The following is a 26,519-nucleotide window of genomic DNA, read 5'->3' on the forward strand; positions in this document are numbered from 1 at the left end:
ATAAAATGATATGAATTAACAACTTGAAACTTTCTCTTCCGATCATCAGTAAATCCAAAAAAAAATGTACGGTTTCGTAACGATTTTATAATAACATTTTTTGCTTTTCAAAGAAATAGATTATATTAACGTATAGCAATTGCAACTAAAAAATACAAACAAAAAGGTGAGTGATTCGGTGAGTCGCTTTTCAAAAACCTTTCAGATAGCCTTTCAACGCTGAAAATTGAACGAAATTCACATCCCATTGAGATCTCAAAAATCCTCCAATTTTCCTTAAAGGTTTTTTTGTTTAAAAGGATTCCGCTATGCTAAATCCCGAACAGCTGTTTATTGCCCCCTTACCCGGCCTGCTCCGACATTACTTACTGAGGGTATTATTGGAAGACTAACGATTTGGCAATCCTTTATTTCATTTCTGCCTTACCGGCAGACCACAGTTCTGATATTCGCCGAAATTGTTAGGTAGAAGCGATTTCAATTCAGGTATAGCAATTCGATGCTGTATTAAAACCTGCTGATGGAGACTGAATGATTTTTTTTCTAAACAACTGATTTCGAATGCACACCTTGCTGTTTCCACCCGGCTCGGTTACGCACGTATTTTATGGATAAAATTGCTTTTTTTCTCTTCTTTAATTATAATTAAGTTCCCAAAAGCATCGCCAAAACCAAACTCAATTCACTTGACGGAAAGTATTAGCCGGGTTAACCTGTTTACCAAACTTTGAACCTGTAAGCGTATCAATATTCCCTGGTTTTTCAATAATTAAGCTGGATCTAATACCAATATAGTTCAAATATTTATTTTTTATTTGTTCGACTGAACATTTTATGTACTTTTGTCTAAAATGAAGTTATCCAAAGAAGACCAAATCAGAGACGAAATTATCGCTGCCGCCATAGCGGTTTTTGAAAGCTATGGCTTTACCCGGGTATCAATGCAGGATATTTCCAAAGCAGGTAAAAAAGGACGCACTACTTTGTATTATTATTTCGGTAATAAAACAGAAGTTTTTGATGCAGTAGTAGAAAAATTATGCCTTCAGATATTTGATGCCTGCCAGGCGGTTATTGATCCCAATGCCTCAATGTCTACTAATTTGGAAAAATTTTACACCAAGAAATTACAGGAACTCAAATTGCTTACTAAAAGATATCATCTGGTATTAGAAGATTTAAAGCAACAACCGGAGCTTGCCGCCGCTAAAACCAGGGTTTTACTCGAGAAAGAAGGCAGTGTACTTTACAAGTTGATCAGATGGGCAGTTGAGAAAAAAGAAATTGCGGAACTCAGCGAGGCTGATAGTCATTTTCTTGCTGAAACAATTGTAACCGCATTCAAAAGCTTTGAGCATGAAATCATCTTGTTTAACCGGTTTCCCGATATGGAAGCCAAACTGTCCTGGATTTCACAAATTTTTTGCAAAGGATTGAAATAATTTTTTTTGATTAAAAATAGACAAAAACACATAAACTGTTCAAATGATTAAAATATGAAACCTATCTCATCAATTTTTACAGCCGCTACCGTAGCGCTACTTTTCACTGGATGTTCCGAGCACAAAGATTCTGGCAAAATGCCTGACACGATCAATGTTAAAACGATTAATTTAAGCAAGCAACAGGGAGGATCCTCCGATCAGATAATTTATAGCGGAACTTTGCAGGCCGACAAAATGATCGATTTGAGTTTCCAGGTTTCCGGCACCATTAATTCATTCCCGGTACAAGCCGGAGATTACATAAAAAAAGGCCAGTTAGTGGCCACCGTAGATGAAACTACTTACCGTAATCAATATAATGCACAATTAGCCCAGGTTAAACTGGCTGAAGAAAACTATAACCGTATTCTTTCTGTATTTAAGAAAGGCAGCATAGCAGAAATTAAAATGCTGGAGGCCAAATCAAATCTAGACCAGGCGGCATCTGCTGCAAAGGCAACTTATCAAAATATTGCGCACACCAAGCTATACGCTCCTCAAAGCGGGTATGCGGGCGACAAAAAAACAGAAGCAGGTGCTATTGCTAGTCCCGGATTACCTGTGTTGCAGTTACTGGATACACGTTCGGTAAATGTTTTAGTAGCTGTTCCTGAAAATGAAATCAACCTATATCATCAGGGTGATCATGCATCTGTCACCATAGAGGCCATGGGTAATACTCCGGTAGAGGGGCATATTGCAGAAGTAGGTGTCATGGCCCTCAATAGTAGTGCAAACTACACGGTCAAAGTAAAACTGGCCAATTCCAGTCAAAATTTAAAACCGGGCATGCTCTGCAAGGTGGTATTCCGCCCTTCTCAAACTAAATCATTGTCTGCTAAAACAGTTGAACAGCAATTAATTGTCCCTGCCCAGGCCGTACAAGTAGATGAGCAAGGCCGTAATTATGTATATACCGTTAACCCGCAACATAAAGCGCAACGGAAAGAGGTTAAAACCGGTTTACTCTATAATAATGGATTGGCAATTACCAGTGGTTTAACTGGTAATGAAGAACTGATTACTTCCGGTTACCAAAAGCTGGCAGATCAGTCTCCCGTTAAAATCATCCAATAAATCAGCCCCCCATGAAAAAGAAAGAAAACATGATTGAGTGGGCCATGCGCTACCATGTGCTGCCCCTTACCCTAGCTGTTGTACTATTTTTACTGGGTATCCTTGCCCTGTTCAATATGCCCCGCAATGAATTTCCCGATTTTACGATCAGGCAGGGCGTAATTGTTGGCCTTTACCCGGGTGCATCATCCAACCAGGTAGAAGAACAAATGACCAAAAAAGTTGAGGAATACCTTTTTAGTAATAATGAGGTGAATAAAACCAAAACCTACTCTTATTCACGCGATGGCGTAATGTATATTTTTGTTGAAGTATCTGATAAAGTGAGCGGTGCTGAGGCCAAAGCTTTTTGGAATAAGATTAAGAATGGCATGCTCCTTTTACAGGGGCAGTTACCGAAAGAGGTGAAAGGTTTTTATGTGAACAGCGATTTTGGTTCTACTTCTGCTTTACTGCTGGCAGTAGAATCACCCACCCGGCCTTATAAAGAACTACTGCGAAATGTAGAAGACATTGAAGCTGAATTACGCCGGGTTAAAGACGTGGCCAAAATATCACACACGGGTAACCTGAACGAGCAAATCGGTATTTATGTTGATAACAATAAACTGCTTCAAAATGGAGTTACGGCTGGTAACATTAAGGAAGTATTGCAAAATGAGGGTGCCATCAGTGCTGCGGGCACCGAAGATGGAAAAATAATCGACCGACCAATACATCTGACCAGTTTTTATAAAACGGAGTCAGACCTTGCCGGGCAGATTATCAAGCGTGACGATAAAGGTAATTCCATACGGCTCCGTGATGTAGCCACCATCAGGCGGGAATATGGTGACCCTGACAGCTATGTAACATCGAATGGCACCAAAAGCATCATTATTTCGCTGGAAATGGTGACCGGTAAAAATATCGTACATTTTGGCAAGGAACTGGAAGAGCGGCTGGCAAAAGTGAGTGCACATTTGCCGCCGGATATTAAACTGGTTAAACTAGCCAATCAGCCGGAAGTGGTTGATGAATCCATTGCCCACTTTATGAAGGAGTTCGCTTTTGCCTTAATTGGTGTCGTGGTTGTAGCTTTATTGTTATTACCGTTGCGGGTAGCAGCTGTAGCAGCGGCAACCATTCCAATTACGATTGCGGCAACACTGGGCATTATGTACCTGGCAGGGATAGAACTGGATACGGTAACATTGGCAGCGCTTATTGTGGTACTGGGGATCGTTGTTGATGATCCTATTGTAGTTATAGATAACCATGTAGAAAAGCTGGATCATGGGATGTCTTTCTGGGATGCAGCCAAAAGCAGTGCGGAGGAACTTTTCCCTTCTGTATTTACAGCAACGCTTGCCATTTCGGCCACATTCTTCCCGCTGATGTTTTTTATGACGGGAACCGCAAAAGACTTTATCAGTGTTTTCCCGGTTACCATCATTATTGCCTTAACCTTATCCCTGGTGATATCAATGTTATTGGTGCCATTTTTTAATACGCTTTTCATTAAAAAGGGGTTGCATAACGAAAATAAAAAGCAAGACCATAAATCAATGCTGGACAGGCTACAACTGTTTTTTAATAAACATATCGGCAATTCAGTTAAACATTACAAACTTACCATACTCTTCGGCGTGCTGTCCGTTGTATTCGGTGTCATCATCATGGGCATACTCCCCCAGCAATTATTCCCTAAAGTAGAACGTAATCAATTTGCTGTGGAGATTTACCTGCCCAGTGGTTACAGCCTTAACCAAACGGATAGTGTGGTTAAAAACATGGAACGTATCATGCATCAGGATAAACGGGTGGTAAATTATACCAGTTTTATTGGTAACAGTTCACCACGTTTTCACATGGTTTATGCCCCTAACCTCGCCGCTAAAAATTATGCGCAAATATTGGTCAATACGGCATCTGAAGGCGCTACGGAAGAAGTGATCAAAGATTATCAGCAAAAATACAGCAATGTGTTCCCTTCTGCTTATGTAAGGATGAAACAACTCAACATGGTTAGTTCACCGGCGCCGATAGAAGTTCGTATATCAGGCAACAATATTGATGATCTTAAAGCGGTAGGTGAAAAGGTGATTGCCATAGGTAATAGGCATAAAAAAGTGATCTGGACCAGGACGGACTATGACCAAATGGAGGAAGGGATAAAACTCAATGTGAAAAGCCAGGAACTGGCGCGCCTTGGTTTAACTAAGAGCGATGTGGCCAACACCGTGGCCATGCACACCGAGGGCGTTGATGCTACGCGACTTTGGGAAGGTAACTATCAGATTGATGTGAAAATTAAAACACCCAAAACATCCAGAATGAATGTATCCAACCTGCTGGATCTCAATATACCTTCCCAGCAAACAAAAACAGTGGTACCGCTTAGACAGGTGGCCGATATTTCGCCGGAATGGAATGATGGACAGGTGGTGAGGCGGAACAGCATCCGCACACTAACTGTACGGATGGACATTGTTCCGGATGCTGTTGCCAATAACGTGCTGACGGAACTACAGCCAGATATCACCAAAATTAAATTGCCGCAGGATGTTGAAATCTCCTATGGCGGTGAACTGGAACTGCAAAGTGAAAACATGGGCCCTATGGGGATTTCCTTACTCATGAGCGTCATCCTGATCTTTTTGATTTTGCTTTGGCACTTTAAACATCTTAAACACGCAATACTCAGCATCACCACCATGCCCCTCAGCTTGCTTGGCGCATCATTCGGATTGTTGGTAACTGGCTATCCATTCGGGTTTACCTCTTTTCTAGGACTATTGGCCTTATGCGGTATTGTGGTGCGTAATGGCATTATCCTGATCGATCATGCCGAAGAACTCAGGATTCATGAAGGGAAAACGGTGTTGCAGGCCGGTATTTTATCAGCCGAACGCCGTATGCGGCCCATATTCCTAACTTCTACGGCTGCAGCCGTGGGTGTTACACCTATGATCATCAGCCGCTCCTCTTTATGGGGACCATTAGGCACTGTGATCTGCTTTGGGCTAATGGTTTCCATGGTATTAACCCTTTTTGTTTTACCAACGCTTTACTGGCTGTTCTTCCGCAAAGAAGATGAAAAGGTAGAAGAAACAAATCACCAAACCGCGTAATCCTTAAAATTGATTATTATGAAATTCCTCTTTTTATCCATCATATATCTGGGTTTGGCGTATACCGCCACCGCTCAGCATATTGTATCACTTGAGCAAAGCAGGCAAGCCGCTTTAGCATACAGTACCGCGATCAAAAACGGGCAGCTTAAAGTAAGCTCGGCAGACTTCGGACTAGTTGCAGCCAAATCTTCCTATCTCCCATCTGTTAGCGGTACTGGCCTGGGCTTGTATGGCTTCAAAGATTTGGTACCGGCTATTCCGGGCATATTGAACAAAGGCATCAACAATTTCTACCTGGTAGGTGTAACAGCCACCCAGCCCATTTACGCAGGCGGTAAAATTGAAACCGGTTATCGGCTAGCTGCTTTACAGCAGGAAACCAGTAAAATAATGGCCCGGCAATCTGTTGATTCGGTATTACTGCTCACTACGCAAAAATACTGGAACCTGGTAAACTTGCAGGAGCAGGAAAAAACGCTCGCAGCTAATGAATTGCTGCTGAATAATGTGCTGAAAATGCAAAAGGATATGCTGGCTTCAGGAATGATTGCCCGCAATGACCTGCTGAAAGTAAAAGTTCAACGCAGTCAGCTAATTGTTAACCGCAGTAAATTGCAAAACGGGCGTCGACTGGCCCTGTTTGATTTTTCAATATACACCGGCATGCAATATGATTCATTGATGGTGATGCAAGATACGCTGGACAAGGTAAATGAACCATTGCTTCCTGGTGGAACAGCGGACACCACACTTTCTGGCATAGCCAATTACCAGTTACTGCTCAAACAGGTGCAAGCTGAAGGTCTGCAAACCAAATTAAGTAAAGCAGATTATTTGCCGAGTTTATCTGTCGGGCTGAGTGCTTCGCAGGCAGGCTCATTTAATAAGACAATAGGCAGTACTTTTGTACCGGCAGCCCTGGCTACCCTGAGCATTCCTATTTCAGACGGTTTATGGGGGCATGCGAAACAAAAGGTAAAACAGAGAAAGATTAGCGAACAAATTGCTCAAAACACTTTAAGGGATGGGAGCAATCAGCTGCAGGTAGGTATTCTGAAATACTGGTACGATATGAAAGATGAACTGACGCAGATCCGCTACGCCAAAGAGAACTTGTTACAGGCCACAGAAAATCTGAAAGTAAATCAGGACAACTATAAAGCGGGATTAAGTACGGCAACTGATGTTTTGGATGCCCAGGCATTTTATCAACAGGCTGCATTAACATTAAATACCGCTTATTCAGATTTCCAGGTGAAAAAAGCTGCATATGAATATGCAACAGGTAAAATTAATAGTAAATAAGTTTTATTCATCATAGCTAACCCGATGGAAATATTTAGGAAAACGGAATATCGTGTTCAAATAGCCGAAAACGCAATTAGAGTAATTAGCCAATACAGTATTGAACAAATCTCTTTTAAACTCATCTCGGCTATTACAAAAGTTAGTGTAAACACAATTATTGATCATTTTGACAATTTGAATAATCTGATCGCCTTTTGCCTTGTGCAGAGTTTTGATGGTTTAGCCAAAAATTTATCAAAAGATATTAAAGAGAGGCGCAATAATATGAATGGTATGGAAGCCTTTTGGATAACATTGGTGGAGTTTAATACGACTCATTGCCATAAAGGGCGGCTAATAGCCGCTTACCTTAAGGCTCCAGCTTCGTATCCGTTGGTGCATGCAAAGCATTGCCTTGCAAATTCCCTTAATCATAAGTTTGAAAAGACTGAGCATATCTTAAAAAAATGCAATGGTGATATTAGGTTTATCGCATTTGCGTACCTGTTTCAAATGGCAAATAAGGTATCGAATGATCTGGCCAATTCTGTAGAAAGGCATAGACAACTTTTCATGTCAGATTTCTACAATGAGCATGTGGCATATGAGCTCAACAGGTTTACTAAACTCCCCATAAGCTAACCATAAAATGAAAATGATGACGAGAATTATAGTTGTAGGCGGCGGATTCGCCGGAATTAATCTGATAAAAGGACTGGCTGGTAAAAAAGGTATTGAAGTGGTATTAGTAGATAAGAATAATTATCATTTTTTTCCGCCGCTCCTGTACCAGGTAGCCACCGCATTTATTGAGCCATCCAACATTACCTACCCCTTTAGGAAAATGTTTCAGGGAAGACAAAATGTGCGCTTCTATAATGGAACATTGCTAAGTGTTGATGATGAGGAAAAACAAATCATCACCGATAGCGGGAGGCTCAACTATGACTTTTTAGTGTTGGCCATGGGTACCGAAACCAATTTCTACGGCCTGGAAACCTTGAAAACGAAAGCTTTGCCAATCAAAACAATTGAAGATGCGCTGTATCTGCGCAATCATTTGTTAATGAATATGGAAAAAGCCGTTAAAACAACCAACCCGCAAGAACGGACCAAGCTGCTTAACCTTGTTATTGCAGGAGGCGGGCCAACCGGTGTTGAATTGGCCGGCATGGCAGGCGAAATGAGCAAAAGTATTTTTCGAAAAGATTATCCTGAACTGGGTGAAGCTGCAGGAAACATCTACCTGGTAGGTTCAGGAGATAAACTGTTAGGCCCCATGAGCAAAAAGGCACAACAGGAATCTTATAAACAATTGTTTAAATTAGGGATTCAAATCAAATTGGGGGTGGCTGTTCAGGATTATATGAATGACGAGGTGATCCTTTCCAACGGGGAAAAGATCAGTACCTGTTCCCTTATCTGGGCATCGGGAGTTGTCGCAGCCAATGTGAACGGTTTGCCTGATGAATCCAGGGGCCGGGGAGGAAGATTAAAGGTTGATGAATATAACAGCATTTCAGGGATTGATAGCATTTTCGCCATTGGTGACATCTGCTGTCAAACTACAGACAAACATTATCCTGAAGGTCATCCGCAACTGGCACAGGTGGCCATACAGCAGGGTGAGTTACTTGCAGCTAACCTGGTGAATTTGACAGATAATAAAAGGATGAAGCCTTTCACCTATGTAAACAAAGGAAGTATGGCTATTATCACTAAATATCATGCCGTTGTAGACCTTCCATTTGGTTCTTTTAAGGGCTACTTCGCCTGGCTAACCTGGCTGTTCGTACACATCATACCTATAGCAGGGTTCAGGAACAAGGCAAAACTGGCATACAACTGGATTTGGAGTTTTCTAACGAATGATCCCAACCTGCGATTGATTATACGCGCAAAAAAGGACCTTTAAACATCATAGTATAAATTACAGCAATCACTGTTTATGCTGATGCCTTAGTCATATCTTAATTCACTAAATTATGCGCACCCCTACGTTTTCATTTCAATCCAATCCTACGATTAATCGTTTGATAAAGAGCGATTTTTCATTCAGGCCACTCGAAAACTACCTGAAAAAATTAAACCGCTCTTCACCGATTAGAATGAGAATGATCGATGAGCTGATTGAAGCGCTGCAACAATATTTAACTGGCAACAAGGACAATTCGTCCTTGCTTCCCGACCCTGATGACCAATCCTTATTTGATTTAATTTACCTGGCACTGAACCCGTTACTTGCAGATGAACGTAATTGTTTTTTGGCAATAGCCTCGCCATTGCCGGGGAAAATACATTATTGTACAGATGCATTTAATGATCTTTTTAAAAATGGTATGGCAAAAGCAAAAAGCGTTGGCGGTACAGATCAGGATGTAAATCTGTTAAATGAATATAAGAATTACATCTACCGCCTGATTTTAAGCCAATGTTATCACTTTTCCTTTCAGATACTGGAACCAGGACATTATACCTATACTAACCCTAAAACCGGGCTGGAAGAATATTACAAGGTAAATATCGATACCAGATTTGTAGAGGTTGTGGTTACAGGTGAGTTGCCTGATGTCACGATGGATAGTATCATCAATGCCGGCCCTGCCCGCATAGACCCATTAACAATACTAGAAAAGATTTTACCATTGCACTTTTTTAAACTATCCGGTTTTGCCGTAATTACGCTGGAAAACATTACTGATACCTTCGCAATTGATCAAATCAGAAACGAACTTGTAAACCATGAAAACGAAGATCACATCTACCAGCAAGTGATTAAAAGTTTAAGTGTCCTATCCGGCAACAATGCTGTTCATTTTAGTTTAAAACCTTTGACCAGATTAAACAATGAGACAATTGTGGATATCAACCCGAAAATACAAAGTTTCATGATGGATTTAGCCGAACAATTTGAAGACGAAATAATGCTTCAATCACTCTTTAGTGGGTACCAGGAAAATCCGGTTACGTATTACTTTTCTTCAGCCAATAATGCCGGACACAATTTTGAAATTCCTATTCATGATCTTTTGGAATCAAAAAAAGTTAAAGTTTATGCTTGTCTGCCGCTACTTTTCAAACAAAAGGTTGTTGGCATTTTGGAAATATATGCTTTCAAAGAGGTATTATTCTTTGAAAACATTTTGGCGAAAATAGCAGTAGCATTGCCTTTACTCAGCCAGTTAACAAAAAATAGTGCCGATCACTTTTCAGATAAGATCAATGATGTGGTGCGGCAACACTTCACTGTTCTGCAACCGGCCGTTCTGTGGAAATTCCATCTTGCGGCCTGGAATTACCTGCAAAAAGAGCAGAACATGGAAGCCGGTGCCGCCATAGAATCTATCACATTTGATGGCGTTTATGCTATTTATGGCGCAATTGACATCAAAGATTCTACACTAAAACGTAATGATGCACTATTGAAGGACATTCATAGCATGCTGGACGAATCCATAAGCATATCAGACAAATTGATCATTGCCGGGTATCCTGCCGAAAAGGTCAAAACATCATGTGTTAAATTCAAATCCAGATACCAGCAAGCGGTTACATTAAAGGACGAAATAGCTATTTTAACCTTTCTACGTCTTTATTTGAAACCACTCTTAATGCCCCTGGCAGAGGAAGAGCCGGATTATTTAGCTTATGCTAACGCTTATCTGGAACAGGTTGGTAATGTAAATAGTGCAAGCCATGTTAACCGTAACATTTTAGAGCAAAAAATTGGGCAGTTAAACGAAGATATAACGGGATTTATGGCCAGGATGATCGAGGATTTGCAGCAGCTACATCCTGGTTACATTAAGACATTTAGAACTGACGGAGTAGAAAGTGATATTTACATCGGTCAATCCATTACGCCAAGATCAAAATTAGATGGCGGTAAAATCAGGGCATATCGGGCTTTGCAGCTTCGTTATATGGCTTTGATGGCAAAGTATTCCGCTCAAACGTCATTAACCGACTCATTTGCGCTAACCACTACACAACTCATCTTTGCACCCGGCACCCCCATTACCATTACTTTCCGTAATGATGAAAAGCGGTTTGATGTGGAAGGAGCAGATAACATCAATTATGAAATAATTAAAAAGCGAATCGATAAGATATGCATTAAAGGAAAAACCGAAAGGTTGAATCAGCCCGGTAAAATTGCTATTGTATATCAGGATGATGACATTAAAACGGAGTATTTGCATCTCATAAGCGTATTACAGGAAGAAGGTATTTTGCGTGAAAATGTAGAAATTTTGCACCTTGAAGACTTGAAAGATGTTTTTGGATTAATGGCGATCCGGGTAGAGATTTAAAATATAGAGGCAAAGAAAATCGTTTAAGGACATACAGACGGTAAATAAGGATGAATCTTCTTTGATCTCTTTAATTATCTTAAAAGAGCTGCTGGTCACATACAGGTGGCATTCCGTTATGCTAAAATCCCGAACAGCCGTTTATTGCCTCCTTACCCGGGCTGCTCCGACACAGCGATAGCCCAACTAAACCTTAAGATAACCTTCTCCTTACCTGTTATTTAGCTATTGTTAATCTTCCAATCCAAAGCGAGGCAAATCTTTAACCTAGCTGATCTCTAACAGCGCCATACCTCAACTAAAGCAAGTGTGAAGTAGTGTGCAAGCAAGTACCACGCAAGCCTGGCCGGAAGGTGGCCTAAACGTGGGGTAAATGTGGAATTGGAATATTCTTTTTGGAGTTTTTTAATCAGACGGATTGATTTGGGTGATCATCCTTTTTTGCTTATCCTAAGATACGAAAATTATGGCAAAAACATACGGTTTGAGGAATATGGAAAACTAAGGTTGTCTTCTTAGATTTCAGAATTTTTCAAGTACCCGGTATGCTTTGGGTACTTGAAAAATTGATTATTTTGCTTTTCCCTCTTTTTTCTGCTCTTCATAGGTTAATTTCACGTTGAAGTGATAATCAACAAGGTGATTGCCCTTTAAAACGTAGCATTCAAGCATGAAAGGTTTACCGTAATAATAGTCTGCCTTTATATGAGGTCCAAAATTATCACCCCTGCTGAAACTCACTGATGTAATTTTCTTTAAATATCTTCCCGAAGTATTCTTTGGATAAATCAAGATCTTATCTTTTATGATTGCCTCGTCAACCATCACCTTATTGCCAGATACCGTGATTCCTGGAGGAAGCTTATCGATGCGATAAATGGCTTTCGAAATTTCGGCAAGATTAATCTGCATTACACCCTTAACATACTTTGCTTTTGCAAGCATTCCCTTGGGTATAAAATTCAGGCTGGATCTGTTAAATTCAACCACAGGAACAGTGCCGTTAAACTCCCCATTGGCATAGTCAATCGAATCCTTTGGAATGGAGATTTGCTTTCCATCCTGCTCCTCAAAAAAAGCGACTTCTTTTGCGCCCTCATACCGGCTTATATTATCAATAAAAAAAGAACTCATCAATTCCGGATATTCAAAGCTTACCCGCCATTTCTCTTTATCACCCGACGGAGTAGTGTAAGTCATGGACGATTGATCAATTTTAATTTTGCTGCCAAGTTCTCCCGCAGATAGCTCTGGCTTTGTGCTTAAAAGCTTAGCAACAGCAGGGTCGTAGGCAGTAGCATAAGTTGGGATGTCAAATACTTCCTGATAAGGAGCGGTGCTGTTATATCCTCTTTCCTTCGCCTTAAATGAGTAGACCGGCAACGAAAAGTTCTTTTTCAGAACGGTGGCTTTCGAATAATCCATGACGTAAATCACCACATCCTCTACCGTGCCTTTAAAGTAAGCGGAATAGTAAGACATATTTTTGTGCTTTTCGTCATACTTACGCTGCTCTTCGTCCAGGTTCTTTTCTAAATTCGCTACCTTTTCAGGGTTTTCTACAACCTCATTTAAAAGTTTTTTGTAGTAATCAAGCATTTCGCCTGAACCGCTGGAAGATCCACTTTGGTGCAAAAACTTTTTCGTTTTGTCGGTTGCCAAAATGGTTACTAAATCCATTTTCTCGGTATCTATGGCAGGATCTGTTTTATTAGGGTTTTCAACCTCTATACTTACCGCATGCCCTTTAACTTTTGCTAGTTTTACTTTAATGCCATTCTGTTCTTTGGTGTCACCTCGTTCATTGCTTGCGAAAGTAAACTTTAAGATGCCTTTAGGAACCTGCGCTTCGACAGAACCGTTTAGAGAAACCGGTTTTGCTGAATAGGATTTTTCATCAGGATAAAGGATGTCAAACCCTTCCTCATTGTTCCAATTAGTTCTTACCACTTGTCTGCTGATGAGGGAGTTATTTTCATCTTCAATAATATCTGTACTAGACTTGTCGTTAAATTTTACACTTTTCCAGGATGTCTTTTGGGCAAATGGAAGGGCGTAGGGATAATGAAGTTTGAGTTCAATCTTATCGCCACGAGATTCGTCCTTTTCTACTATGATGCCATCTAAGTAATTATTCGCTAAATCGCTTGTAGATCCATAATCGTTGAGAATGACGAATGGATTTTCGTCATATACCGTGTCCTTTGGTGGACGTTCGTTCTCAAGGTCAATCTCCCGGAACCAGAAAAGCATTCCCCCGAATTTTTTGGCTTGTTGTTTAAGACTATCGTTTTTAATTGCTGCTACTTTCTTTTCAAAAGCAAGCTTTTCTTTCTTGAGGTCTTCCAGCTTTTCGTCAACTGACTTTGTGCAAGAAGTGAAAATTGCCGATGTGATGGAGATGGCTAAAAGCGTTAACAGGAAATTTTTGGTCATATCAAGAGGATTATTAATTCAGCTGTCACCCTGCAAATCCCTGGCCACAATGACATTTCGATGATTAATGTTCTAAGAATTGTCGTTCATTCAATAAAAAATCAACAATTTGAACGGAAGTATAAAATATCCAAAGAATGATCAATACATAAGTTTAGACATTATAAATAAACAAATTCTGAACCTTAAATCCTCCTCATGATAATTAAAAAAAATATTCGAAAAGCTTGTGCCGGCTTTATTTGGTTGGGCACGGTGATCATTCTTTGCATCACAATAGAATATGCGGTGTACATTTGTGAAAACACTGCCACATGCTACAAACATCTAAAAATTAAGTTGTGAATAATTGATATATGCAAAGCTTAAATGGAAAATTAAAAACAGCATATCGAATTCCAATACTGTTAATTTTATCCGTATTTGTTTGCCAATATGTTTAAGTGTGTAGTATCTTAAGTTTTTCACAGACTCCGGATTCCTGTATACAAAATATAAACGGAGACCATTATTAAATGGGATTGCGATTGAATTTTGTAAATTAGCGGGTAAAGAATTTACAGATGTTCAGACACAAAGGGAAAGGCCGTACCTATTCCCATAATCTAAAACTAGCCTCGATCTTATCAACTGTAGCGGGGATTGTGAATATCTCCGGGGTTTTGTCGGTACATACCTTAACAACGAATGTAACCGGACATTTTGCGTTTTTCTCTGAACAGCTTTTCATGGAGAACTATAATATGGCTTTTACCTATCTGTATTATATACTGTTTTTTTTATCAGGGGCCTTTGTATCAGGGCTGATTATGGAATGGGCATCAAAATACAGATCCCACAATTCTTATATTATCCCCATCTCTCTGGAAATCGGAATCATGCTTTCCATAAGTTTGACCAGCTTTTTAGCTCCTACATGGTATCTGACGTATCCATCAGTTATAGCTTCGGCCTTATTATTTTCGATGGGACTGCAAAATGCATTGGTGACCAAGGTTTCGCAGTCTGTCGTGAGAACCACCCACCTTACAGGACTTTTTACAGATTTAGGTATAGAACTTTCTCAATTATTGCTTTACAAAGAAAACTCAGTGTATAAATCAATACGCAGGAGTATTTTCCTTAAAACCATGATCATAAGCGGATTCTTTTTAGGTGGAATGTTGGGTGGACTGGGATATCAGCATTTTCAGCTAAAAATATTATTACTTCCTGTTGTAATGCTGCTGGGTGCCCTATGGTATGACCGCCTGTTATTTCGGTATTATCATCTGAAAAGGAAGTTTAGCGATTCAACATCAAAATAAAAATATTTTATCGACTGATTTTAACACCCTTGCTAGCCTAATTCTAAAATTTCTTAAATTTAAGAAAAAATGAACAACAAAGCGGCTTCCTATTTATGAAACCGCTTTGTGAATAGATATTCTCTCTTAATATTTATAATAAACTTATCGTGTAACGATCTCTACCTTACCCCCATTTTTAAACAGATCGTGAGAAATGAAATATCCATTGCTTAATTTTCCATTTACTTTAATTTGGCTGATCCCCCTGCCCTTACCCGGTTTATTAATCGTTAATAATTTCCCTGTACTTGTTTTCCATTTAACTTCATCAAAAAGTGGAGCAGTAATTAAGTAAGTTGGATCGGTTGCTGAGAATGGATATAATCCCAACGAAGAAAATACATACCAGGCAGACATTTCTCCGGCATCGTCCATTCCCGAGAGTGCTAAACCATCATCGCCGATACCATATAGTTCATTTAAGATCTTATCAATAATTTTTTGCGATTTTTCTGGCTTGCCTATAAAGGTATAAGCAAAAGGCGCCTCATGATCTGGTTGGTTGCCCTGGCAATATTGTCCAATCATGGTTTCTACATTGCGGGCAATATATTTCGGGTTCCAAGGCAAAGTAAACAGGGAATCTAGTTTGGATTCGAATCCTTTTGCACCGCCATATAGTTCGATTAAGCCTTTCATATCATGTGGCGCATAGAACGAAACCTGCCAGGCATTGGCTTCTCTGTACATATACTCGTAGTAAGGATATTGTGGGTTAAAAGGTTTTATCCAATCGCCATTTTCTAATCTACCCCTCATAAACCGCGTAGCCGGATCGAACATATTTTTATAACTCTTAGATCGGGTCATTAGCGTGTGATAATTACTGCTATCACCTAGTTTTTTAGCAATTTGAGCCAGCGAATAATCATCATAGGCATACTCCAGCGTTTTAGAAACACCTGCTTTGGCTTTGGTTTCTACATGTGGATTTTTAACATCAGGGTCAGAAATATATCCTTTTTCAATATATTCTTTCACAAATGGACGGGCACCACCTTCCACATTGGCATTACGTAACAAAATCTGGTAGGTGCCTTTGATGTCAAAATCGTCGATTCCCCTCAGATAAGCTCCCGCAATGGATGACGCACCATGGTCGCCATGAAAAAACGTGGGAATAAAACCCGTTTTATCGCCAACATCTTTCATTGATTTAATTACATCTAAGGTTACTTTAGGCGTAATCAGCCCTAAAAGCACATCTTTATTACGGTAGGTATCCCAAAGTGATGGTTCCGTATAATAATTGAAATTTCCTTTTACGGTGTTGTGTTTTGCATCTCTAAACTCACCGTTAACATCGCTTCTCAAAGCCGGCCATAAAAATGACCTGTACAGGCAAGAGTACAACATCTGTTTTTGTTTCTCGCTTCCGCCCTTTACCTTGATGTTAGATAGAAGCGATTCCCATTTTTCAGTTGCCTCTTGGCGGATTTGTGTGAAACTTTTATCTCCAATTTCTCTTGCCAGATTTTCTTTGGCATTGGCAATACTAACAAATGATAAGCCAATCCTCAGTTCTACAGGTTTTTTGCTTCCGTCTGCGAGGTGCACAATGGCATAACCAGTGCGTTTGCCTTCTTCAGTAATATCAAGTTTATCTATCTTTCCGTTTACTACAGCATAAAAATATACGTTTTCGCCCCCTTGAAAGCCCTGTATGGCTGATGAACCATCTTGCGCGATATTCCATGTATTAACACTACTGTTAGCTTTACCCATACTGAATAGAATTTGCCTGTCGGTATTATCTTTGTACGTGTATTCATGAAAACCGCATCTTAAAGTTGAAGTAAGCCTAACATTTACCTGGTAATCATCAAGATATACTTGGTAAAAACCTGGTGCAGCACTTTCTTTCTGGTGCGAAAACTTTGATCCAAATTTCCCATTAGGTTTGGACAGCGGTAGAATGGGGATATTACATAGATTCCAGTGGCCTTTATTCGTGTGTGCAAAACCATAAATGGTATCGTCTTCGTATTCGTAGCCTGCGCCAGATTCAAATTCCGTAATCGGGCTCAACTGTACCATGGCATTCGGCAGAGCGCTACCGGGAAAAGTTAAACCCGCCCACGATCGCCAACCTTGTGGTAACTCATACCCTAAAATTTTAGGATCGGTTAAAGGCGCCGTGCCAATAAAGGTGTTTACATATCGCGTTAATTTAGTTTGTGCCTGAGATGGGTACAGAATCGCAATACTAAGTATTAAGACAATGGTTAAGGATTTGGTTAGCAATTTCATTTTTACATAAAACGTTTTAGTGTTCTATCAAATATATAAAATCTATTAAGTTCATCTATAAAATATCAGAATAGTTACTCATAATTTTCAACGAATTCTCCATACAAGATGCTTAAATAGTTGAATAATTTGCCAAATATCGGGATGCTTTAGTGCCTGGCTTTCCATACCTCCACTTCTATTTTATATATCTTTGATTTACACACCAATCAAATAACCAACATGCTTTTAAACTACAGGCAAAACATGGTTTGCGCCATATTACCGTGCTTAATGCTCTTCTGCTTTATCAACCAGCTGCAGGCTCAAAACAAAGAAAATACAGCTTTTACGATGTGGGATAATAAACCTGCAAAGCAGTGGATGACTGAGGCCTATCCCATTGGCAATGGCCGCATCGGCGGGATGATTTTTGGTGGTGTTGATCAGGAACACATTCAGTTTAATGATAATACGTTGTGGACAGGCGATGAAAATGACCGTGGTACTTATCAGGCTTTTGGTGACCTGTTTATTGAATTTAATAACATAGACAAACAATTCACCAATTACAGTCGCAAACTTGATATGACTAAGGCCGTACATACCGTTAATTACACACAAAACGGCACCCAGTTTAAACGTGAGTATTTTTGCAGTTTTCCGGATAAAGTGATGGTGTTACGCTTTACGGCCAACCAGAAAAAAGCTTACTCGGCAGTTATTGGCTTAAAAGATGCACACGATGGCAAAATAACGGACAGCGGAAATACCATCCAGCTTACTGGTAAATTACCAAACGGCATGACTTACCAGGCTAATGCTATAGTTAAAGTAGAAAATGGAAAGCTTGAGTCGGTAAAAGAGGGTAATAGCGGGAAGTTAAAAATAACCAATGCTGATGCCATTACCCTTATTTTTACTGCTGCTACCAATTATAGCAACAAACGAGCGCAAAACTGGAAAGGTGAAGAGCCGGCACCCAAAATTGAACGTATTTTAAATGCGGTTAAAACCAAAAGTTATGAGCAACTTTTAAAAACACATGTCCAGGATTATAGCCATTTATATAACCGCCTTGCAATAAACCTTGGAACAAGCAATGCCGAAACTCAAAATCTGCCTACCTATCAGCGGCTGATCAATTATAAAAATCTAGCTGACCCTGCACTCGAAGCTTTAATTTTCCAATATGGCCGATATCTGTTAATCAGTTCATCAAGGCCAGGTGGATTACCTGCCAATTTGCAAGGTCTTTGGAACGAAAGTAACACCCCGCCATGGGGCAGCGATTATCACTCGAACATCAACATCCAGATGAATTATTGGCTGGCTGAGCCAACCAATCTATCTGAGTGCCAGATTCCGTATCTGGATTATATTAATAGCATGCGAGAAGTTAGTACTATAGCTACCCGCAAGCAATACCCCAATACCAGAGGCTGGACGGTAAAAACAGAAAACAATATTTTTGGAGGCATGAGTTTTCTATGGAACACCCCTGGAAGTGCCTGGTACGCACAAGCACTTTGGGAGCATTATGCCTTTACAAAAGATAAAAATTACTTAAAAAATTTCGCCTACCCGATTATAAAAGAAATCGCTGAATTTTGGGATGACCATTTAAAAAGAAGACCGGATGGAACCTTGGTATCGCCAATGGGCTGGTCGCCAGAACATGGACCAACCGAAGATGGGGTAACGCACGATCAACAAATTGTATACGATCTGTTTACCAATTATATTGAAGCTGCTGAAGTTTTAGGTATTGATGCTGATTACAAAAAACACATTGCCGATTTAAAGGCACATTTATTAAAACCTAAAATCGGAAAATGGGGTCAGCTACAGGAATGGGAAACCGATCGCGATGATCCTACAGACCAACACCGGCACATTTCACACCTCTTTGGTTTACATCCAGGAAGAGAGATCAATACCATTAAAACACCAGAACTCGCAAAAGCTGCCAGGGTAACCTTAATTGCCCGTGGCGATGAGTCAACCGGCTGGTCAATGGCCTGGAAAATGAATTTCTGGGCGCGTTTACAGGATGGAAACCATGCTTATAAAATCTTACAAAATTTTATCACACCTGTTGGTGGCTCAGGTACAGATTATAACAAAGGCGGTGGTATTTATACCAATCTATTCTGCGCACATCCACCCTTTCAAATTGACGGGAACTTTGGCTATACAGCTGGTGTTTCAGAAATGTTGCTGCAAAGTCAGGCTGGCGAGTTGCAACTTCTACCGGCGCTACCCGATCAATGGGCTAAAGGCAGTATTCAAGGTTTAAGGGCTCGTGGTAATTTCGAAATTTCTGATTTGCAATGGAAGGATGGTAAAGTTGTGAAACTGTCAATCAAATCCTTATCAGGCGAAGATTGTATTGTGAGAAGTCCGAATGCGCTTAAAAAAATTAAAGGCATTGCAGAAGAAAAATCAGGAAATGATTTTAAATACAGTTTTAAAACGCAGGTTGGGAAAGTGTATAATTTTGAAGGATAGCCCAGAGATCGGGTGATGATTTATAGGATTGAATTAGTTTTAATAGCATTTTTTTTGCGAATACTAGGTTGCGGGATATCATCATCCTCAACCCGATAGCTATCAGGTCGATTGGGGATCTTAAAGCACTTGTATTAAGATCCCCCGCCTGCGCCTATCGTGTGGACACATCTTTTTTTAAGAATGGTTTTGGGCATCATGCTAGATGGCTTTAATAGACCACAGTCTTTACCGAAGGACGCCGTCAATCCCAGGTGGCAGGAGAATCAAAAAAATAGGTGCATAATGGTCCAAATAGCATTGCCAAACCTGAAACGCAGTGGTTTTGTGTTCATTCGCATTGAATTCAAAATTTAATATAAATTGAACACAAAACGAAGTGCCACTGTTTTTTTGATGAGCGTGGGCAGTGAGAAGCCACATTGCTGGATTGACAAAGCGCTTTGGGTACTTTGGCGCTCCAAAGTACCATGCCCCCGCGGCAAAGAGCGGAAAAAATCAACATTTGTTCCCAAAACTATTGCTTCTTAAGGAATCAGTACCTGTTAATGGGGGGAAAGATGCTGACCACGCAGTAGCTACAAGACAATTGAAAATACTAACTTCTACTTGTAAAATAAATTCAGCATGACGATCGCCTTAGGAATATGTGCTATAAAAAATAAATGCAGCTAACAGAAATGTTTCCACACGATAGCGCCTGCCCGGGAATGACGACATTGCTATTAAAATCTGTCTAGTTACTCATAAAGTCTCTTCATTTCAAACATTCCTTTGCAAATCTCCGTTTTATCATAAAAGAAATGCCATGAGTACATCCAATAAGATAACAACCGAACATAATGCAAAAGTTGTTATACTTGATTTTATCAATGCCTTAAATGCCGAAAATTTTGAAATGGCCAGAGCACAACTGCATGACGATATGACTTTTAAAGGTGTGATGGGCGAAAGAAATGGCGCTGATATTTACATCGAAGACATGAAGAAAATGAAATTCAAATACGCTGTTAAAAAAGTATTTGTAGATCAGGAAGAGGTTTGCCTGTGGTATGATATCAACATGGGTGAAAAAACAATCTTTTCAAGCGGCTGGTATAAACTGGAAGACGAGAAGATTAAATCTTTTCAGGTGATATTTGATCCAAGACCAATTTTATAAGGTAGATGGAAACGCCGTGGTATCGTCATCCGATAGCTATCGGATGCGAGAAGGCCTTTTCTGCCGACGAAGCAATCTTTCTAGCAGGGATCGCTAACAGGAAAGATTGCTTCGTCGTTCCTCCTCGCAATGACGACCAATCTATTGGAGTCTGCAAATTGTAGCTGAGCTTCAGGATCTTTAGCAGTTTTAAATACCAATAGATTTTTATGTTCTATTACATTTCATCTAATAACTATCGATCAAAATGACCGATTGTAACAAGCGTTAACAAACCTGTTTGAGTTTTTTAATGATGATATGGCTACCTTCCAATTGAAAAAGAAACATTAAAAATTCATCCGTTTCGCTAATTTCAACATTTTGAATGATGCCGGATTGGTTTCCGTTGGAAATCACATCCCCAATTTTCAATTCCAACAGCATGGAAGTTGGCAACTGATCGTTAACCGCTATCATTTTTTATAAGGGATATGCAGGGTAAAACAAGTTTGTTCAGGCGTAGAAGATACATCAAGGGTACCATCATGCGCAGTTGCGATTTCTGAGGCAATGTAAAGACCTAAACCCAAGCCTTTTTGATTGGGTTCTACCTCTCCTCTCGAAAAAGGTTGAAACAAACGTTCCATAGCAGCGGTTGGTATTTGTTTGCCCTTATTCGCTACGCAAAGATTAAACTCTTCGATATTGCTAAATGCGGTAATTTCTACAGTCGAATCTGATGGAGAATAATTTAAAGCATTAGCCAGCAAATTAGAAAAAAGCTGCGCAATACGTTTACCATCAGCATGAACAGGATAACCAAAATTAAAACTTACCTTAAGATTTCTAGACGGCCAAATGGCCTGTAACTCTTCGACTACCTGAAGCAGCAATTTTTCTAAATCTTCGTCTGGTGTTTTAGTAATCGTAATGCCCTCGCCTAATCTTCCGCTGGCAAAATCGAGCATATTCTCGATCAAACCATTCATCCTAAAAGATGAATCTTTAATAATTTTAGCAATCCGTATACCACGATCATCTAAATTTAAACGCGATAATAATTGTGCACTGCTGGATATTGCATTTAAAGGATTACGGAGATCGTGACCCAAAATAGCAATAAACTGATCTCTTAAAACCGCTATTTCCTGCTCTTTCTTTAATTCTCGCTCTGTTTTCGCAAGTTCTTCCAGTGCGTCTAAATGAAAGGCGATTAAGTCGGCAAACATGGTAAACATACCTGTAACTGTTGGATTTTTCAGTTTAGCAGGTTTAGGATCAATGGCACATAATGTACCGAAAAACATACCATTTTTTAAAGTGATGGGTACTGAAATGTAACTCTGAAAACCATACGTTAAAGGCGTATGGTGATGGGCAAAATCGGGATCTTCTGCCACATGGTCAATGATAACGGCTTGTTTGTGCTGCCTGATCTCGTTACAGATGGTCGTTTCCAGTTTAAGTTCACCTCCCACAGCTAACCCAAAATTTATTTCATCACGAACAGCACAGACTGTCCATGTATCTGATGTTACCCTGGCCACAGCCGAAAAGCCCATCCCTGTTGTTCTACAAACAATTTCTAAAATATGTGCAACAGCAGGAATCTTATTTATCGATTCAATGTCCTCAAGGATGGTTTTATTAAAATTTTGCAATGCTTTAAGGAAATAATTTTTAGCAAATTACAATATTTATATAAGTAAAAAAAAAGTAACAGGTGTTTTAACAGCGCTTTTATGTAGATTAAACGCTTTATTCCCAATTGGAGTATAAATGCAATAATATTTAACATTAGGTTGTAAAGAAAACCCGAAACCGTATTGATTAGAAATAGAACTGAATATCAAACGCAGTCAATAAAACCAATCAATACGGTTAGTTACATTATGCTTTTAACAAGGCTGGTTTTTCATGGTAAGTTCTCCAAAGCAACTCGCCAAATAAGGTGTTAGACCAGGCGAACCAGGCCCTGGTAAAGTTGGCTGGGTTATCTTTATTAAAAGATTCGTGCATAAAACCTTTGCCCGCATGCGTTTTACGCAAAGTATCTATACAATATTTAATCTCTGCATCATCTTTAGAAGTTAATGCACGCATGGTGATGCTCATTGGCCAAATCATGTCCTGACCAGCATGTGGACCGCCAATACCTTCTGCAGCTGTACCTTTAAAGAAATAAGGATTATCTTTAGAAAGCGCAAATTTCCTGGTGTTCTGATAAATCGGGTCTTCAACTTTCATCGCACCCAGATAAGGCAAGCCCAATAAACTTGGTACGTTCGAATCGTCCATTAAATACGAACTGCCAAAACCGTCCACTTCGAAAGCGTAAATTTTGCCATATTTTGGATGGTTTACAACAGCATGTTTCTGAAGTGCGACATTTACCTCATCAGCAAGATTTAACAAGCTGCTTTCCAAAGTTTTATCGCTGTATAGAGCCTTAATCATTTCTGCAGCCTGCTTTAAGCTCGATACGGCGAAGAAGTTAGATGGAACCAAGAAAGGAAAAATGGTAGCATCGTCACTCGGACGAAATGCAGAACAGATTAAACCCACCGGGTTTACCGGAAAACCATAACCGGCCATCGGTAGCGAATCAGTAGGTTGTGTGGTTTCCCGCTGGAAATGGTATGGTCCTTTATCTGATTTGCGTTGTTGTTCTTTAAAAGTTTTTAAAGTAGCTTCAATTCCTTTTTTCCAATTGGCATCGAATGGTGTTTTATCACCTGTTTTTTTCCAATAGTGATAAGCCAAACGGATTGGGTAACACAAGGAATCGATTTCCCACTTGCGCTCGTGCACACCTGGCTGCATAGCGGTTTTATCGGTTTTCCACTCGCCTACTTTATTGGCATCGCCATAAAAAGCATTGGCATAAGGATCTTTTAAAATGCATTTGGTTTGGTGGATGATTACCCCGGCAATTAGTTTTTTTAGTGGCTCATCTTCATTTACAAATTGCAGGTAAGGCCAAACCTGTGCCGAACTATCGCGTAACCACATGGCATCAATATCGCCGGTAATTACATAAGTATCAGGTTTGCCGTCTTTTTCACCATGATAAACCGTTGTATCTAAAGTATTTGGGAAACAGTTTTCAAACAGCCAGGCCAACTCAGGATTTTTAACATTTGCCTGGAAAGTTTTAATGGCTGCGTCTACTGCCTTACTTTGAAAATGTCTTTTCGCAGCAGCTACACGTACCACAGGGAATTCTGGTGCCAGATCAGCTGCGAAAGAAAATTTTGATGCAACTACTCCTGCCCCTAACAAGCCTGTGTTTTGTATAAATGTTCTTCTTTTCATTATAATTTATGATGATATTTTGGTTTAATTTTTAGTGATGACACTCCGACACATTATGAATTCACATCACTTGCAGTGCTGGCATATTATTCGGTTAGTCCTTAACAAATATTATGATAATTTTTCGAACATCAAAATCATGATGGTCAATTTAACTATTCCTAAATCGATTTTCTTGTGCAATATATAAAATAGATTCTGCTCGTATTCTTTGGATTAAGGTAATTAATTATGGATATAAATAATTCTAAATAAGTATATTTAAATAACCAAACCTAATTTTATGGATGCTGATAACGTTACCCTGTCTAAACGTATTTTATCTATTGATATTCTGCGCGGCTTAGTGATGATTATTATGGCATTAGATCACACCAGAGATTTCTTTCAGATAAGTGCCATGACAGCCGATCCGCTAAATCCTGAAACCACCACAGGGATGTTATTTCTTACCCGGTGGATTACACATTTCTGTGCACCAACATTTGTTTTTTTATCGGGTTTATCTGCTTATTTATCTGCACAGCATAAGACAGCAACTCAGGCGTCTAAATTTTTGCTAAAAAGGGGATTGTGGCTAATACTGGTTGAGATTATAGTCATCACCTTAGGGCTAACGTTTAATCCATTATACAATTTTATCATTCTTCAAGTGATCTGGGCCATTGGTTGGAGTATGGTATTTTTGGCGTTAGTTACCCGTATTTCACCAAAAAGCGTCCTTATCATAGGTTTAATTTTGGTTTTCGGACATAATCTCTTTAATTTATTTCCTGCTCCGGCAGATCCGAGCAGCGGTTTGATTTTAAAAGTTTTCTTTACCGCATCTGGAACAGTCGTACCAATATCCGGTAATCATTTGGTTGGTGTTTTTTATGCCATCCTGCCATGGACAGGTATCATGTTTTTAGGTTACGCGCTCGGTGCATGGTATAAAAAAGGATATGCCGCCGAACGTAGACAAAGAAATTTACTGTTTCTAGGCTTATTTTCTATATGTATGTTTATCGTCCTGAGGTTAATCAATGTATATGGCGATCCAGCACCAAGAAAAGAATATCATGATTTCTTTAAAAATGTACTTGCTTTTTTTAATGTAAGCAAATACCCACCATCACTGCAATATACCGCAATGACTTTAGGTCCGGCCATCCTATTTTTAACTTTCACCGAAAACCTGAATAACTGGTTTACCAGGATAACTGCTGTATATGGCGCTATACCTTTCTTTTACTACATATTACATTTTTACCTGCTTCATACCCTACTTATACTTGCATTTTTTGTCACAGGGTATACAAGCAAGGATATTGTACAAATTCCGTTCTGGTTTAGGCCAGCTCCGTTTGGTTTTGGTTTGCCAATAGTGTATTTAATATGGTTTTGTGTAGTAGCAGCCTTGTATTTACCATGCAGATGGTTTAAACGATACAAAGAAAACCACAGACAATGGTGGTTAAGGTATGTTTAAACAATGAGAGTGTATCATAAAGGCGATTTTATCTCAGATAATAAAGTTTGTTTTAATAACAGATTGTCATTCTGAACAGTTGGTCGTCATTCCCGCGCAGGCGGGAATCTTAATGCAAGAAGCTTTACGATTCCCAATCAACCAAATAGCTATCGGGTTGGGAATGAATACACCCATATTAAAGATTTCTCCATTCCGTTGCACTTCAGTCGAAATGACGCCCTCCCCCGAACAAAAACTAATTAACCGATCCCGATTTCACCAAAACCTTTTGATAAGCCGGTAATGTTAAATCATCTACAATTACCCCTCTGGTAGTGCTTGCATGCACAAAAAAACCATTATTCAGGTAAACACCCACGTGATCTACATCGTTGCCACCAAAAGAGAAAAACACGAGATCCCCCTCTTTTAAGTTATCAATATCTTTTCTTTTGATCACATTGGCCTGATCGCGTGAAATTCTTGGTAACGTAACCCCATAAATTTCTTTTTCCAGTAAAAAAGCAAAACCCGAACAATCAACACCATTTTTATCCAATCCGCCAAAACGGTACCTCACCCCTGTCCAATCGGTAATGAAACGATAAAGCGGTTTGCTTTTTAAATTGGCCATTGCGTCAGCCGCTTTTGCAGCCTTCGTATCACTTTTAACCGTATATTTTCTGGTGCCGCAGGAAGAAAGGAAGAATATGGTGGCTACTAAAAAGAATAAGTTTATTTTGAGGGGGAAGGTAAAGGGCGTAAGGTTGAAAGTTCTTTCCATCGTATAGTGTATTCGTTGTGT

General features: G+C 39.7%; 17 protein-coding genes. 11 read left to right on the forward strand and 6 right to left on the reverse strand.

Annotated elements, in window-relative coordinates; all coding sequences use genetic code 11:
- Positions 1-851 precede the first annotated feature (851 nt).
- The 7 genes from OQX63_RS17705 (at position 852) to OQX63_RS17735 (ending at position 11,277) form a co-directional block, all read left to right on the forward strand.
- A complete protein-coding gene (locus OQX63_RS17705; RefSeq protein ID WP_265852154.1) occupies positions 852-1,442 on the forward strand; it encodes a TetR/AcrR family transcriptional regulator in 591 nt (196 codons plus the stop codon).
- Between the two features lie 54 nt (positions 1,443-1,496).
- Positions 1,497-2,561, forward strand: coding sequence for an efflux RND transporter periplasmic adaptor subunit (locus OQX63_RS17710; RefSeq protein ID WP_265852155.1), 1,065 nt, complete (start codon positions 1,497-1,499; stop codon positions 2,559-2,561).
- A gap of 11 nt (positions 2,562-2,572) precedes the next feature.
- Positions 2,573-5,674, forward strand: coding sequence for an efflux RND transporter permease subunit (locus tag OQX63_RS17715; RefSeq protein WP_265852156.1), 3,102 nt, complete (start codon positions 2,573-2,575; stop codon positions 5,672-5,674).
- Positions 5,675-5,692: 18 nt separating this feature from the next.
- Complete coding sequence (locus OQX63_RS17720) at positions 5,693-6,982, forward strand: TolC family protein (RefSeq protein WP_265852157.1); 1,290 nt, start codon at positions 5,693-5,695, stop codon at positions 6,980-6,982.
- Between the two features lie 24 nt (positions 6,983-7,006).
- A complete protein-coding gene (locus tag OQX63_RS17725; protein ID WP_265852158.1) occupies positions 7,007-7,606 on the forward strand; it encodes a hypothetical protein in 600 nt (199 codons plus the stop codon).
- A 16-nt stretch (positions 7,607-7,622) separates the two neighbouring features.
- Complete coding sequence (locus OQX63_RS17730) at positions 7,623-8,879, forward strand: NAD(P)/FAD-dependent oxidoreductase (RefSeq protein WP_265852159.1); 1,257 nt, start codon at positions 7,623-7,625, stop codon at positions 8,877-8,879.
- Between the two features lie 70 nt (positions 8,880-8,949).
- Positions 8,950-11,277, forward strand: a complete 2,328-nt coding sequence (locus OQX63_RS17735) for a hypothetical protein (protein WP_265852160.1) — start codon at positions 8,950-8,952, stop codon at positions 11,275-11,277.
- Between the two features lie 570 nt (positions 11,278-11,847).
- Here the strand turns inward: OQX63_RS17735 and OQX63_RS17740 are convergent.
- The gene (locus OQX63_RS17740) at positions 11,848-13,713 is read right to left on the reverse strand and encodes a hypothetical protein (protein ID WP_265852161.1); all 1,866 of its coding nucleotides are present in this window, start codon (positions 13,711-13,713) and stop codon (positions 11,848-11,850) included.
- Positions 13,714-14,276: 563 nt separating this feature from the next.
- Here OQX63_RS17740 and OQX63_RS17745 point away from each other — a divergent pair.
- The gene (locus OQX63_RS17745; RefSeq protein ID WP_265852162.1) at positions 14,277-15,020 is read left to right on the forward strand and encodes a YoaK family protein; all 744 of its coding nucleotides are present in this window, start codon (positions 14,277-14,279) and stop codon (positions 15,018-15,020) included.
- Between the two features lie 144 nt (positions 15,021-15,164).
- On the opposite strand, the gene OQX63_RS17750 is transcribed toward OQX63_RS17745, so the two are convergent.
- Entirely contained in the window at positions 15,165-17,312 is a 2,148-nt protein-coding gene (locus OQX63_RS17750) for a GH92 family glycosyl hydrolase (RefSeq protein ID WP_265852163.1), read from the reverse strand.
- Between the two features lie 273 nt (positions 17,313-17,585).
- Between OQX63_RS17750 and OQX63_RS17755 the strand changes: the two genes are divergently transcribed.
- Together OQX63_RS17755 and OQX63_RS17760 are read left to right on the forward strand one after the other, a co-directional pair.
- A complete protein-coding gene (locus tag OQX63_RS17755; protein WP_265852164.1) occupies positions 17,586-19,802 on the forward strand; it encodes a glycosyl hydrolase family 95 catalytic domain-containing protein in 2,217 nt (738 codons plus the stop codon).
- Positions 19,803-20,610: 808 nt separating this feature from the next.
- Positions 20,611-20,964, forward strand: a complete 354-nt coding sequence (locus tag OQX63_RS17760) for a nuclear transport factor 2 family protein (RefSeq protein WP_265852165.1) — start codon at positions 20,611-20,613, stop codon at positions 20,962-20,964.
- Between the two features lie 267 nt (positions 20,965-21,231).
- Here OQX63_RS17760 and OQX63_RS17765 read toward each other — a convergent pair whose 3' ends face one another.
- From OQX63_RS17765 to OQX63_RS17775, 3 genes are all read right to left on the reverse strand, one after another.
- Positions 21,232-21,423, reverse strand: coding sequence for a hypothetical protein (locus OQX63_RS17765; RefSeq protein WP_265852166.1), 192 nt, complete (start codon positions 21,421-21,423; stop codon positions 21,232-21,234).
- Positions 21,420-22,607 carry a GAF domain-containing sensor histidine kinase gene (locus tag OQX63_RS17770; protein WP_265852167.1) on the reverse strand — a complete coding sequence of 396 codons (1,188 nt, stop codon included), beginning with the start codon at positions 22,605-22,607 and terminating at the stop codon, positions 21,420-21,422. The genes OQX63_RS17765 and OQX63_RS17770 overlap by 4 nt, the downstream gene beginning before the upstream one ends.
- A 229-nt stretch (positions 22,608-22,836) precedes the next feature.
- Positions 22,837-24,261 (reverse strand): glycoside hydrolase family 125 protein, encoded by a 1,425-nt coding sequence (locus tag OQX63_RS17775; RefSeq protein WP_265852168.1) that lies wholly within the window; start codon positions 24,259-24,261, stop codon positions 22,837-22,839.
- A 283-nt stretch (positions 24,262-24,544) separates the two neighbouring features.
- Here OQX63_RS17775 and OQX63_RS17780 point away from each other — a divergent pair, with 283 nt between their 5' ends.
- Positions 24,545-25,732: a DUF1624 domain-containing protein gene (locus tag OQX63_RS17780; protein WP_265852169.1), complete on the forward strand. Its 1,188-nt coding sequence runs from the start codon at positions 24,545-24,547 to the stop codon at positions 25,730-25,732.
- A gap of 238 nt (positions 25,733-25,970) precedes the next feature.
- On the opposite strand, the gene OQX63_RS17785 is transcribed toward OQX63_RS17780, so the two are convergent.
- Positions 25,971-26,498, reverse strand: coding sequence for a C40 family peptidase (locus tag OQX63_RS17785; protein WP_265852170.1), 528 nt, complete (start codon positions 26,496-26,498; stop codon positions 25,971-25,973).
- Between the last annotated feature and the right edge of the window lie 21 nt (positions 26,499-26,519).

The sequence above is a fragment of the Pedobacter sp. PF22-3 genome (assembly GCF_026239555.1).
GTDB lineage: Bacteria > Bacteroidota > Bacteroidia > Sphingobacteriales > Sphingobacteriaceae > Pedobacter.

Bases quoted from the DNA above. Each gene is read 5' to 3' on its own strand.
- OQX63_RS17705 (WP_265852154.1), top strand. From the start codon at position 852: ATGAAGTTATCCAAAGAAGACCAAATCAGAGACGAAATTATCGCTGCC.
- OQX63_RS17710 (WP_265852155.1), top strand. From the start codon at position 1,497: ATGAAACCTATCTCATCAATTTTTACAGCCGCTACCGTAGCGCTACTT.
- OQX63_RS17715 (WP_265852156.1), top strand. From the start codon at position 2,573: ATGAAAAAGAAAGAAAACATGATTGAGTGGGCCATGCGCTACCATGTG.
- OQX63_RS17720 (WP_265852157.1), top strand. From the start codon at position 5,693: ATGAAATTCCTCTTTTTATCCATCATATATCTGGGTTTGGCGTATACC.
- OQX63_RS17725 (WP_265852158.1), top strand. From the start codon at position 7,007: ATGGAAATATTTAGGAAAACGGAATATCGTGTTCAAATAGCCGAAAAC.
- OQX63_RS17730 (WP_265852159.1), top strand. From the start codon at position 7,623: ATGACGAGAATTATAGTTGTAGGCGGCGGATTCGCCGGAATTAATCTG.
- OQX63_RS17735 (WP_265852160.1), top strand. From the start codon at position 8,950: ATGCGCACCCCTACGTTTTCATTTCAATCCAATCCTACGATTAATCGT.
- OQX63_RS17740 (WP_265852161.1), bottom strand. From the start codon at position 13,713: ATGACCAAAAATTTCCTGTTAACGCTTTTAGCCATCTCCATCACATCG.
- OQX63_RS17745 (WP_265852162.1), top strand. From the start codon at position 14,277: ATGTTCAGACACAAAGGGAAAGGCCGTACCTATTCCCATAATCTAAAA.
- OQX63_RS17750 (WP_265852163.1), bottom strand. From the start codon at position 17,312: ATGAAATTGCTAACCAAATCCTTAACCATTGTCTTAATACTTAGTATT.
- OQX63_RS17755 (WP_265852164.1), top strand. From the start codon at position 17,586: ATGCTCTTCTGCTTTATCAACCAGCTGCAGGCTCAAAACAAAGAAAAT.
- OQX63_RS17760 (WP_265852165.1), top strand. From the start codon at position 20,611: ATGAGTACATCCAATAAGATAACAACCGAACATAATGCAAAAGTTGTT.
- OQX63_RS17765 (WP_265852166.1), bottom strand. From the start codon at position 21,423: ATGATAGCGGTTAACGATCAGTTGCCAACTTCCATGCTGTTGGAATTG.
- OQX63_RS17775 (WP_265852168.1), bottom strand. From the start codon at position 24,261: ATGAAAAGAAGAACATTTATACAAAACACAGGCTTGTTAGGGGCAGGA.
- OQX63_RS17780 (WP_265852169.1), top strand. From the start codon at position 24,545: ATGGATGCTGATAACGTTACCCTGTCTAAACGTATTTTATCTATTGAT.
- OQX63_RS17785 (WP_265852170.1), bottom strand. From the start codon at position 26,498: ATGGAAAGAACTTTCAACCTTACGCCCTTTACCTTCCCCCTCAAAATA.